Origin of the sequence: Mesorhizobium sp. LNHC209A00 (assembly GCF_000502915.1) — a bacterium.
Lineage (GTDB): Bacteria > Pseudomonadota > Alphaproteobacteria > Rhizobiales > Rhizobiaceae > Mesorhizobium.
Genome location: NZ_AYWT01000001.1, coordinates 139,511 through 150,576, shown reverse-complemented (window position 1 = coordinate 150,576; position 11,066 = coordinate 139,511). Strand labels below are relative to the sequence as shown.

At 62.9% G+C, this 11,066-nt stretch carries 10 protein-coding genes; 6 read left to right on the top strand and 4 right to left on the bottom strand.

Annotation, left to right across the window (positions count from 1 at the left end; all coding sequences use genetic code 11):
* The first annotated feature begins 137 nt into the window (after positions 1-137).
* On the top strand, positions 138-1,670 hold the full coding sequence (locus X739_RS165015; RefSeq protein WP_023769969.1) for a peptidoglycan DD-metalloendopeptidase family protein: 1,533 nt from the start codon (positions 138-140) through the stop codon (positions 1,668-1,670).
* Between the two features lie 103 nt (positions 1,671-1,773).
* On the opposite strand, the gene X739_RS165020 is transcribed toward X739_RS165015, so the two are convergent.
* Positions 1,774-2,670: an NAD-dependent epimerase/dehydratase family protein gene (locus tag X739_RS165020; protein WP_023769970.1), complete on the bottom strand. Its 897-nt coding sequence runs from the start codon at positions 2,668-2,670 to the stop codon at positions 1,774-1,776.
* Between the two features lie 115 nt (positions 2,671-2,785).
* Here X739_RS165020 and X739_RS165025 point away from each other — a divergent pair, with 115 nt between their 5' ends.
* Positions 2,786-3,607, top strand: a complete 822-nt coding sequence (locus X739_RS165025) for an AraC family transcriptional regulator (RefSeq protein ID WP_023769971.1) — start codon at positions 2,786-2,788, stop codon at positions 3,605-3,607.
* A gap of 39 nt (positions 3,608-3,646) precedes the next feature.
* Here X739_RS165025 and X739_RS165030 read toward each other — a convergent pair whose 3' ends face one another.
* Entirely contained in the window at positions 3,647-4,522 is an 876-nt protein-coding gene (locus X739_RS165030; RefSeq protein ID WP_023769972.1) for an ATP-binding protein, read from the bottom strand.
* Positions 4,523-4,812: 290 nt separating this feature from the next.
* Here X739_RS165030 and yajC point away from each other — a divergent pair, with 290 nt between their 5' ends.
* From yajC to X739_RS165050, 4 genes are read left to right on the top strand one after another with little or no spacing between them, the layout of a single operon-like run.
* A complete protein-coding gene (yajC, locus tag X739_RS165035; protein ID WP_010909882.1) occupies positions 4,813-5,154 on the top strand; it encodes a preprotein translocase subunit YajC in 342 nt (113 codons plus the stop codon).
* Between the two features lie 51 nt (positions 5,155-5,205).
* A complete protein-coding gene (gene secDF / locus X739_RS165040; protein WP_023769973.1) occupies positions 5,206-7,755 on the top strand; it encodes a protein translocase subunit SecDF in 2,550 nt (849 codons plus the stop codon).
* A 27-nt stretch (positions 7,756-7,782) separates the two neighbouring features.
* Entirely contained in the window at positions 7,783-8,175 is a 393-nt protein-coding gene (locus tag X739_RS165045; RefSeq protein ID WP_023769974.1) for an Mth938-like domain-containing protein, read from the top strand.
* Between the two features lies 1 nt (position 8,176).
* Positions 8,177-9,028 carry a phytoene/squalene synthase family protein gene (locus X739_RS165050; RefSeq protein ID WP_031247612.1) on the top strand — a complete coding sequence of 284 codons (852 nt, stop codon included), beginning with the start codon at positions 8,177-8,179 and terminating at the stop codon, positions 9,026-9,028.
* A gap of 141 nt (positions 9,029-9,169) precedes the next feature.
* Here the strand turns inward: X739_RS165050 and X739_RS165055 are convergent, their stop codons facing one another.
* Together X739_RS165055 and trmFO are read right to left on the bottom strand one after the other, a co-directional pair.
* Entirely contained in the window at positions 9,170-9,472 is a 303-nt protein-coding gene (locus X739_RS165055; protein ID WP_023769976.1) for a type II toxin-antitoxin system ParD family antitoxin, read from the bottom strand.
* Positions 9,473-9,528: 56 nt separating this feature from the next.
* On the bottom strand, positions 9,529-10,941 hold the full coding sequence (gene trmFO, locus X739_RS165060) for a methylenetetrahydrofolate--tRNA-(uracil(54)-C(5))-methyltransferase (FADH(2)-oxidizing) TrmFO (protein ID WP_023769977.1): 1,413 nt from the start codon (positions 10,939-10,941) through the stop codon (positions 9,529-9,531).
* Positions 10,942-11,066 lie beyond the last annotated feature (125 nt).

The window sequence follows — 11,066 nt, the reverse complement described above, 5'->3', positions numbered from 1 at the left end:
GGGCTCGCCATCGTGCCGCTGATCGTCCCCAAATGTTTTAAGAAAATTTTCGTCGGATTCTAATGGGTTAACCGGCCAGTAACATTAACGCGCTTTAATCCTGTCCAGTTGGTGCAGCGTTTGTGCGGGTTAGTGCGATGCAACTCAGTGTTTTGAAGACAAATAGTCGCAATCTGGCGCGGGGCTGCGCTGTTCTGATGATTGCGGGCGCGGCGGCCGGGTGCAGTTCCCAGGCTTCGCGGTTCAACAGTGTCGACGACGTCTTCACGTCCTCGACCAACAATCAGCGCGCCATCATCAACAAGCAGGATGCGGTGCAGCCTTATCCAGGCGATGTCTCGGCTGCTCCGCTTGATGGCAGCCACACGCAGTCGGTGAGCCGTTCCAGCCTCGATCCGGTTTCGAGCCGGCCGTTGCCGCCGCCAGCCTCCGCGCAGGCGCAGCCGGCTCCAGCGCTCGCGCCTGCCGCCAATCCGGTGCGCGTCGCATCGGCGCCGGCCTTGGTTCGGCCCGCCCCTCATGTCGACAGAACGACGACCGGCACTGTCGCGCCGGCCGCCAAACCTTTCAAGAATGCCCAGCCCGACGAGCCGAGGATGGCCCAGGCAGGCAGGCCGCACGCGACCGAAATCACCGTCAGGGACGGCGAAACCATTTCCGGCCTGGCGGCGCATTACAAGGTGCCGGCCGATGTCATCGTGAAAGTGAATGGCCTGAGCCCGACCAAGGGGCTGAAGACCGGCCAGAAGATCGTCATCCCAGCCTATGCCTATTCGAGCAAGGCCGAGACGAAGGTCGCCGACGCGAAGCCGGCGAAGGACGGCAAGCATGACCTGCCGGCCAGCGCGCCGGACAAGGTGGCAGTGCTGCCGCAGCAGCCTAAGCTGAAGGAGGGCAAGTCCGCCGCCCAGGTCGATGCGTCGGCCGCGGCGAACCAGCCCAAGGAACCCAAGCCGGCGCAGGTGGCCAAGGCAACGGGCGCCGCCGGTACCTATACGGTGCAGTCGGGTGACACGATGTCCTCGATTGCCAGAAAGACCGGCGTCGGCGTGGTCGCGCTGAAGCAGGCCAATGGCATGAAGGACGGCATATTGAAAATCGGCCAGACCTTGAAGGTGCCGGGCGGCGGAACGGCGACGGTCGCCAGCGCCAAGCCGGCCAAGGTCGATCCGGTGACCACCGCAACCACGCAAGCCCCGGCAAAGGCCACGCCTTCGGAAACGCTGGCTTCCTACACGCCGCCGAAGAAGGACGCCAAGGTCATCCAGCAGGCCGAGGACGACGACGCGGTGGCACCCGATGCCACCGGCATCGGCAAGATGCGCTGGCCGGTGCGCGGCCGGGTGATCTCCGGTTTCGGATCCGGCAAGGACGGCGTCGATATCGCCGTGCCCACGGGCACGCCGGTCAAGGCGGCCGAGAACGGCGTCGTCATCTATGCCGGCGACGGGCTCAAGGAATTCGGCAACACGGTGCTGGTGCGCCACGAAAACGGCCTGGTCACCGTCTATGGCCATGCCAGCTCGATCGAGGTCCAGCGCGGCCAGAAGGTCAAGCGCGGCCAGGAGATCGCGCTGTCCGGCATGAGCGGCACCACGGATTCGCCGAAGCTGCACTTCGAAGTGCGCAAGAATTCGGCTCCGGTCGATCCGTCAGGCTATCTCGAATAGAAGAAAAAAAGCGATATGCGGGCCGCCTGACCTCCAGTCCAGCCCGCCGGCTCAGCCCGTTCCGCAAGGAGCGGGCTTTTTCAGTTTTCCCGAAGGCCGGCCCTCAAGCGCGGCGATGATCACGCAGCGTGTCGGCGATCATGACCTCAAGGCTGCTGGCCTTGATACCGAGAAGCACCTCGGCGTCGGAAGAATCCACCAGCAAGGGGTTCTCGAAAAGATAGCTCATCTCGATAAGCTCATGCATGCCCAGTGCTTCCATCTCGGCAATGGAATAGGAACGGATTTCTGAGATCTCCTGTCGAAGCATTGCAGCGGTTTTTTGGATGAGCTCCCGGGGTGAGGCGTATTGCGAGGGGACGTGAAACGCCCGTCCCCATTCGCCCGTGTAGCGGGAAGCCGCGACAAGCGTCCTGGCGACGTCGTTGGTGAAGGCCCAGGCATGCGTCGCATCGAGGTTTCCAATGAAAGCGGTAGGCTTCCCTTCGATGATGGAGGGCAGAGCGACCAGCGAGAAGTAGCTGATCGCGCCATGGCCGAGATAGTCGCTGGACCGCACTTCGATTGCCGGTACATCGGCACGGGCGGCTCGCTGCCACATGATCGTCCTAGCCGTCCCCTTCTTCGAAGTCGGATTCAGAGACAGGTCGGAACGAAGCGGGCTGTCGGCATTTTCCCCATAGCCATACAGGTTTCCCAACACGATGAGTTTCGCGCCGACCGCTTCGGCCGCGCGCACGGTGCCGTCGATGATGGGGAAAAAATCGGTTGGCCACCTGTGATAGGTGGCCATGGCGCACATGAAGATGGCATCGGCGCCTTGGCAGACGCGCGCGAGTTCCGACGCATCGGTAGCGTCGGCCTGCATGGCCCGCACGTTCCGCAATGCGTTCGAGCCGACGCTTCGGCTGGTGAGAACGACATCATGTCCTTCCTCGCCAAGAAGGCGAGCGGTTTCGCGACCGACCGGGCCCGCTCCGACAACAACATAGAAACTCATGGTGTAACCTCTCGTCCAAGTTTGATGGAGAGGCGTGAGTACAGGTCGACGGCATTGAAAATCGCGCGGGAATTGCCAAATCTCGGACAGGTTCTGCCATGAATCGAGAGAGAGCATGCGGTCGCAATACGCTCCGGCTCAAGCCGTGTCCGACGTAACAATGGCCTCCCGGCATATCGAAGCCGGAGTCCACCGCCTGTCCCGGGCGCCACACCATCGCATCATGGTGCATGCCAGCGCGGCGACACGCTCCTACTGCAATCAGGTTGGGCGATATTTCGTCAGGCGCGCCGGGGATATCGACTTGGTACCAGCCGGCCAGGAGGGCGGCTTCGAGGCCGAAACCCCGTTCGACACGATCGAAATTGCGTTGCAACCAGCGCTGATGGAAAGGGTGGTGGCGGAGCTTGGTGGCAAGGGCCAAGCATTGCGGCTCGACACGCGCCACCTGCTTCGCGACCAGCGCATCGAACATCTCGCCCGGGCGCTCGAGAGCGAACTGAATGCAGATTCGCCGAGCGGCCCCTTGTTTGCCGACAGCATTGGCGCCGCACTGGCGGTGAGGCTGCTCGGCCTTGGTGAACCTGATATCGGTCGAACGAACCGTTTGTCGGATACCCAGCTCAAACGCGTGCTGGAGCACATCGAGGCGGCTCTTCACGAGCCGCTTTCGATTCATCGTCTAAGCCGAGTTGCCGGCGCGAGCAGCTCGCATTTGCGGACATGGTTCAAAGTGGCGACGGGCGTCACCCTACACCGGTATGTGTTACGGCGTCGCGTTGAGCGCGCACGCGTTCTGCTGCGGCGAGGCGACCTCAGCACAAGCGAAGTAGCTGAAATGACAGGCTTCGCGCACCAGTCACACCTGGCGCATTGGATGCGCCGCGAGATCGGTCAAACGCCGCGCGATTTGCGACCGACGCCGCCGCCCAAATGACGTTGCCGGTCGATCGGGATGGCGACGCGATCCAATGGCTCAATCCTTCAATGGCTTGCCGAGCCTGCCGGCCAGATCCTGGGTGAACTGCCAGGCGACGCGGCCCGAGCGGCTGCCGCGTGTGGTTGCCCATTCCAGCGCTTCGGCGCGCAACTGCTCGGGGTCGATGTCGAGGCCATGGTGGCTGGCATAGCCGTTGACCATGTCGAGATATTCGTCCTGCGAGCACTTGTGGAAGCCGAGCCACAGGCCGAAACGGTCGGATAGCGAGACCTTTTCCTCGACCGCTTCCGACGGGTTGATGGCGGTCGAGCGCTCATTGTCGATCATGTCGCGCGGCAACAGGTGGCGGCGGTTCGAGGTCGCGTAGAAGATCACGTTGGCCGGACGGCCCTCGACGCCACCTTCAAGCGCCGCCTTCAGTGACTTGTAGGACGTATCGTCGTGATCGAAGGACAGATCGTCGCAAAACAGGATGACGCGGAAGGGGGCCGCCTTCAGCAGGCCCATCAGCTTCGGCAGCGTGTCGATGTCCTCGCGGTGGATTTCTATCAGCTTTAGCGGCAGGCCGGGCTTCGCCTTGGCATTTACCCGCGCGTGTACGGCCTTGACCAGCGACGATTTGCCCATGCCGCGCGCACCCCACAACAGGACGTTGTTGGCGGCGAAACCGGCGGCGAAGCGCTCGGTGTTGTCGACGAGGATGTCGCGGACGCGGTCGACACCGCGGATCAGGCCGATATCGACGCGGTTGACCTTGCGCACCGGCTCCAGATAGCCGGGATCGGCCTGCCAGACGAAGCAGTCGGCCACGTCGAGGTCGGTTTGAGGCACCGGCGGCGGCGCGAGGCGGCTGACCGCCTCGATCAGGCGGTCGAGTTTCTGGTTCAGAGCGTCGATGCTGGTATCGGTCATGTCGGGTCTTTTTGCTTCGGTTTTTGCGGTGGCGGGTAGGTCCGGTTCGATTCCGGCGGTTGCGAAACCGGCTGCAACCATTTGTTCGAGCGTCATCTTTTCCGAAAACCGGCTCGCGGTTTTCGCGATCCTGCTCTAACACGGCTAAACAGGCCGGAAAAGCAGCCGATTTGCCTGGCCGCGCAGTTGCATTGACAACTTTACCGACTATATTCCGGCCAAATTTCTAGGGGCCGCCAAATCTCGCTTGATCGTTTGGTGGCTGTTTTTCAAAATTCAGGAGTACCTCGATGTTCGTGACACCGGCATACGCCCAAGGCATCGGCGGCGCCTCTCCCGATATGTTCATCAGCATTTTGCCGTTTGTCCTGATTTTCGTGATCATGTATTTTCTGATCATCCGCCCGCAGCGCACGCAGCTGAAGAAGCGCGGCGAGATGCTGGCGGCGGTTCGTCGCGGCGACACTGTCGTCACCGGCGGCGGCTTTGTCGGCAAGGTGACGAAGGTGATCGACGACAACGAGCTGGAGATCGATCTTGGCGGCGGCACCAAGGTAACGGCGCTGCGCTCGACGATCGCCGATGTGCGCGTCAAGGGCGAACCGGTGGCCAACCAGAACGCCAAGAAATAACCAAATTCAAGGCGGAGCGATCCGCGGACACGCTCTGACGGACGACGCCCTATGCTTTATTTCTCGCGCTTCAAGATGATCCTGATCTGGCTGGCCGTGGCCGCCACAGTGATCCTCGCCGCGCCCAACCTGTTCCCCGCCAGCACGCTGGCTCAGCTGCCCAGTTGGGTGCCGAAGCGGCAGATGACGCTCGGCCTCGACCTGCAGGGCGGTTCGCATATCCTGCTGGAGATGAACCAGAACGATCTGATCAAGGATCGGTTGGAGACGACGCGCGACGAAATCCGTACACTGCTGCGCGATGCCAAGATCGGCTATACCGGTCTTGCCGGCAGCGGCAAGACCCTGCAGGTCCGCATCACCGATCCCGCCCAGCTCGATGCCGCCAAGAAGGCATTGAAGACTTTGACCGATCCTGTCGCCGCCGGCTTGTTCACCGGCGGTTCCATCCAGGAAATGGCGCTCGATGATTCCGAGCCGGGCCTGCTCAAGTTCACCGTCACCGACGCCGGCATCAAATACCGTACGTCAACTGCATTGGCGCAGTCGATCGAGGTGGTCGAGCGCCGCGTCAACGAACTCGGCACGACCGAGCCTATCGTGCAGCGGCAAGGCGAGGACCGCATCCTCGTCCAGGTGCCTGGCCTGCAGGATCCGCAGCGGCTTAAGGAAATTCTCGGCCAGACCGCGAAGCTGACCTTCCAGATGGTCGACCAGTCGATGCCGGTGCAGGACGCGCTCAAGGCGCGCCCGCCAGCCGGTTCGTCGGTGCTCTATTCCCAGGACGATCCGCCGGTTCCGTACCTAATCGAGAACCGCGTTATCGTGTCGGGTGAAAACCTCGTCGACGCACAGGCGACGTACAATTCGCAGAACAACGAGCCGGTGGTTTCGTTCCGCTTCGATTCCAAGGGTGCCGCCCGCTTCGGCCAGGCCACCGCGCAGAATGTCGGCAAGCTTTTTGCCATCATCCTCGACAACCAGGTGATATCGGCACCGCAGATCCGTGAACCGATCCTTGGCGGCACCGGCCAGATCTCCGGTAATTTCACCGCGCAAAGCGCCAACGACCTCGCCGTCCTGCTGCGCGCCGGCGCGCTGCCCGCGACATTGACGGTGATCGAGGAGCGTACCGTGGGCCCGGGCCTCGGCCAGGATTCGATCCATGCCGGCAAGGTCGCCGGCATCATCGGTTCGATCCTCGTCGTGGCATTCATGTTCGTCGCTTACGGTTTCCTCGGCTTCCTCGCCAACATCGCGCTGGCGGTGCACGTGGCGATGATCGTCGGACTGCTGTCGCTGCTCGGCGCGACCCTGACCTTGCCCGGTATTGCCGGTATCGTGCTGACCATCGGCATGGCGGTCGATTCCAACGTGCTGATCTACGAGCGTATCCGCGAGGAGCGACGCGCCGGTCGCTCGGTGATCCAGGCGATCGACACCGGCTTCTCGAAGGCGCTGGCGACCATCGTCGATTCCAACGTCACCTCGCTGATTGCCACGGTGGTGCTGTTCTATCTCGGTACCGGACCGGTGAAGGGCTTTGCCATCACCTATGCCATCGGCATCCTGACCACGGTCTTCACCGCTTTCACCTTCACCCGCCTGCTGGTGTCGATCTGGCTGCGCCGCGCACGTCCGAAGGAACTGCCGCGCGCACCGGTGACCTTCGTTCCACCCGGCACGAAAATTCCGTTCATGGGTATCCGCCGGTGGACGTTCGCGCTGTCGAGCACATTGTCGATATTGTCCGTCGTGTTGTTCATGAGCGTCGGCATCAATTACGGCATCGACTTCAAGGGCGGTTCCCTGATCGAGGTGCAGTCGAAGAGCGGCGATGCCAATATTGGTGACATCCGCAGCCGATTGACGGAACTGAACATCGGCGAAGTGCAGGTGCAGCAGTTCGGTGCACCCAACGACGTGTTGATCCGCGTCGGCACGCAGGATGCCGGTGAAAATGCCGAGCAGACCGTGATCGACAAGGTGCGCGGCGAGCTGCAGGATCAGTATAATTTCCGCCGCGTCGAAGTGGTGGGTCCGACGGTTTCCGGCGAGTTGGCCAAGCAAGGCACGATCGCCATGATCGTCGCGCTGGCCGGCATCCTGATCTATGTCTGGTTCCGCTTCGAATGGCAGTTCGCGGTTGGCGCCATCGTCGCGACGGTTCATGATGTGGTCATGACGCTCGGTTTCTTCGTCATCACCGGGCTCGAATTCAACCAGTCGTCGCTGGCGGCGATCCTGACCATTATCGGTTATTCGCTGAACGACACGATCGTGGTCTATGACCGCGTCCGCGAGGATCTGCGAAAATACAAGCGAATGCCGTTGCCGCAGCTGTTGAACAACGCCATCAACGAGACGTTGTCGAGAACGACGCTGACGTCCGTGACGACCAGCTTGGCGCTGCTGGCGCTGGTGCTGTTCGGCGGCGAAGTGATCCGCTCCTTCACGCTGGCGATGCTGTTCGGCGTCGTGTTCGGCACGTATTCGTCGATCTTCATCGCGGCGCCGTTGCTGATCCTGTTCAAGCTGCGGCCGCAGGCTTCGGCCGACGAGGAAAAGCCGGTCAGCGGCGGCAAGGCCGTCGCGACCTGACGCGCGGCCCCGAGGGGTGGCAGAGTGATGGGCGGCAAAGGCATCATCATCCGCGAGGCGCATTTCCCCGGCCGCGCGCCGATCGAGGCCTATGGCAACGGCGGCTTCCGCTTTGCCGACATGTCGCATCGCGGCTCTCTCATGTGCCTGCCCACAGGCATCCATGGCTGGGAGCCGGCAAATCCGCTGGCGCTGACGGTGGCGGATTTCGACAGGCTGCTCGCCGAGGCCGACAAGGTCGAGATCCTGCTGGTTGGCATGGGGCGGGATCTCAGGCCGCTGCCGGCGGTGCTGCGGGCGGCGCTGAAGGATGCCGGCATAGCGTCCGACCCGATGTCGACTGGGGCAGCAGTGCGGACCTACAATGTCCTTCTGGCCGAAAACCGCGCCGTGGCGGCCGCGCTCATCGCCGTCGATTGATATGTCGCAGAATACTGAAATCGTCATGGATGCGGTGCGCGTCGCCGATCATGATCGGTATCTCACCGCGCTCTACGCGCCAGCCGACAAGCGCGACGCGCTGTTTTCGCTGTACGCCTTCAATGCCGAGATCGCGGGCATTCGCGACCGCATCCACGAGCCGCTGCCCGGCGAAGTGCGGCTGCAATGGTGGCGCGATGTCATCGCCGCCGGCGGCGAGACGGGCGCGGGCCATCCCACTGCCGAAGCCTTGAACGCCACCATTGCGGCGTTCAAGCTGCCGAAATTAGCTTTCGAGAACATGCTCGAAGCCCGCATCTTCGACCTCTACGACGATCCGATGCCGTCGCGCACCGATCTGGAAGGCTATTGCGGCGAGACGGCAGCCGCGCTGATCCAGCTTGCGGCAATGGTGCTCGATCCTGTCGAGGCGCCAAGGTTCGCCGAACTGGCGGGCAGGGCGGGCTGCGCGCAGGCAATGACGGGCCTTTTGCTTCTGTTGCCGCTGCACCGCAGGCGCGGGCAGTGTTTTGTGCCGGCTGACATCCTGGCGGCGGCAGGCTCGTCACCGGAAGAATTCGTTGCCGGCGATGGCGGCCCTGGTGCGCAGCGCGCCGTGGCCGCGATGATTTCGCTGGCGCGCGAACATCTTTCCGCCTTCGAGCGGGGTGCTGCCGCGCTGCCGGGGCCGTTGCGTCCGGCATTCCTGCCGCTGGTGCTGTCACGCGCTTATCTCGACAAGATGGAAGGCTCGCGCCAAGGTCCGATCAGGGACGTGGCGCGGCTGTCGGCGTTGCGCCGGCACTGGCTGCTGTTGCGCCGTGCGGGCAAGGGCTGGCCAACATTGACGTAAACGTCAATCGTGATGGAAGTCCGCCTGCCGAGAACTGTCGCCGAAGACGACAGGCTGGCCCGGAGGAGATCCCGTTCATGAGCTTGCCCGTGATTGCCTTCACCTTCGGTTTCAACCTGGTCAGGTTCGGATATTCCTTCACTAAGAACGACGGCGAGACGCTGACTTATCATTGTCTCGCGCCAGTTGCGAAATGCGGTCCTTAACTCTGTCGATTGCCTCATTGAGTGGAATGGCGGGTCTCGTATCCTCGATCGACGCCTTCACACGCGCCCTGATCGAGGCCATGCGTTCGGCGTGTTCCTCTTCTTCGCGTTGGAAAGCGTGAAGAGCCGCGCGGATAACCTCGCTGGCCGAGCCGAACGAACTGTCCTCGACTCGTTCGCGGATCATGCGTGCCATCGCGGGTGTGACGGTGACGGATAGTTTCTCGGCTGCTTCCATGGAACGGCTCCGCTCGTGTATACTTTACACCGAGCGTTCCAATCAGAACCGCGAGGTTATTCGGCAGCCTCAGCCGTTTGCGCCGGCACGCCCAGCCATTCACGGCAGTCTTGCAGGGCACGCGAGGTGATGGCGTGGCGCTTGGCAACGGTCTTGTCCTTGCCGCGCAGGCGCTTGCCTTCGATCTTCACCGCTTCCACCGGTGGGAACAGGCCGAAATTGACGTTCATGGGCTGGAAGGAACGCTTTCCCGGTTCATCGTCGGAGACGATGTGGCCGCCGGTGATGTGGTTGAGCAGGGCGCCGAAGGCCGTGGTGAGCGGCGGCAGCGATGGTGTGTGCCCAAGGCGCTCGGCGGCGGCGAAGCGCCCGGCGAGCAGGCCGATGGCGGCGCTTTCGACGTAACCCTCGCAACCGGTGATCTGGCCGGCGAAGCGTAGGCCGGGATGCGACTTCAGCTGCAGCGAGCCGTCGAGCAAGGTCGGCGAATTGATGTAGGTGTTGCGGTGCAGGCCGCCCAGGCGCGCGAAGTCGGCGTTTTCGAGGCCCGGAATCGTGCGGAACACGCGCACCTGTTCGGCATGCTTCAGCTTGGTCTGGAAGCCGACCATGTTGTAGAGCGTGCCCAGCGCATTGTCCTGCCGCAACTGGACGACCGCATAGGCCTTCACCGTCGGATTGTGCGCATTGGTGAGGCCCATCGGCTTCATCGGTCCGTAGCGCAGCGTCTCGACGCCGCGTTCGGCCATGATCTCGATCGGCAGGCAACCGTCGAAATAGGGCGTGCCTTCCCATTGCTTGAACTCGGTCTTCTGGCCGTCGACCAGCGCCTGCACGAAGGCGAGATACTGATCCTTGTCCATCGGACAGTTGATGTAGTCCTTGCCGGTGCCGCCAGGCCCGACCTTGTCGTAGCGCGACTGGAACCAGCAGGTATCCATGTCGATCGTGTCGAAATGGATGATCGGCGCGATGGCATCGAAGAAGGCGAGCGCATCGGCGCCGGTCGCTTCGGCGATCGACTGGGCAAGCGATGGCGCGGTCAGCGGCCCGGTGGCGATGATCGTCTGGTCCCACTCCGCCGGCGGCAGGCCGGGAACTTCCTCGCGCTCGATGGTGATCAGCGGGTGTGCCTCGAGCTTTTTCGTCACCGCGTCGGAAAAACCATCGCGGTCGACGGCAAGCGCGCCGCCTGCCGGCACCTGGTTGGCGTCGCCGGCGCTCATGATCAGCGAGCCGGCCAGCCGCATTTCGGCATGCAGCAGGCCGACGGCGTTGTTTTCGGCGTCGTCGGAGCGGAAGGAATTGGAACAGACGAGTTCGGCCAGGCCGTCGGTCTTGTGGGCATCGGTGCCGCGAACCGGGCGCATTTCATGCAGGATGACGGGAACGCCGGCCTCGGCCGCCTGCCATGCCGCTTCGGAACCGGCGAGGCCGCCGCCGATGATATGGATTGGATTTTTGCTCATGGTCGCCGGAATAATCGCTTGCCGCGGCGATTGCAATTGTCGCGTGGCGGTAACGCGAAACGCCGGGTCGGGAACATCTGCCCCTGAATACAACAACACCCGCCGGGGGAGGAGGTCCGGCGGGT

Bases quoted from the DNA above. Each gene is read 5' to 3' on its own strand.
- trmFO (WP_023769977.1), bottom strand. From the start codon at position 10,941: ATGAGCAAAAATCCAATCCATATCATCGGCGGCGGCCTCGCCGGTTCC.
- X739_RS165045 (WP_023769974.1), top strand. From the start codon at position 7,783: ATGGGCGGCAAAGGCATCATCATCCGCGAGGCGCATTTCCCCGGCCGC.
- X739_RS165050 (WP_031247612.1), top strand. From the start codon at position 8,177: ATGTCGCAGAATACTGAAATCGTCATGGATGCGGTGCGCGTCGCCGAT.
- yajC (WP_010909882.1), top strand. From the start codon at position 4,813: ATGTTCGTGACACCGGCATACGCCCAAGGCATCGGCGGCGCCTCTCCC.
- secDF (WP_023769973.1), top strand. From the start codon at position 5,206: ATGCTTTATTTCTCGCGCTTCAAGATGATCCTGATCTGGCTGGCCGTG.
- X739_RS165020 (WP_023769970.1), bottom strand. From the start codon at position 2,670: ATGAGTTTCTATGTTGTTGTCGGAGCGGGCCCGGTCGGTCGCGAAACC.
- X739_RS165055 (WP_023769976.1), bottom strand. From the start codon at position 9,472: ATGGAAGCAGCCGAGAAACTATCCGTCACCGTCACACCCGCGATGGCA.
- X739_RS165025 (WP_023769971.1), top strand. From the start codon at position 2,786: ATGCGGTCGCAATACGCTCCGGCTCAAGCCGTGTCCGACGTAACAATG.
- X739_RS165015 (WP_023769969.1), top strand. From the start codon at position 138: ATGCAACTCAGTGTTTTGAAGACAAATAGTCGCAATCTGGCGCGGGGC.
- X739_RS165030 (WP_023769972.1), bottom strand. From the start codon at position 4,522: ATGACCGATACCAGCATCGACGCTCTGAACCAGAAACTCGACCGCCTG.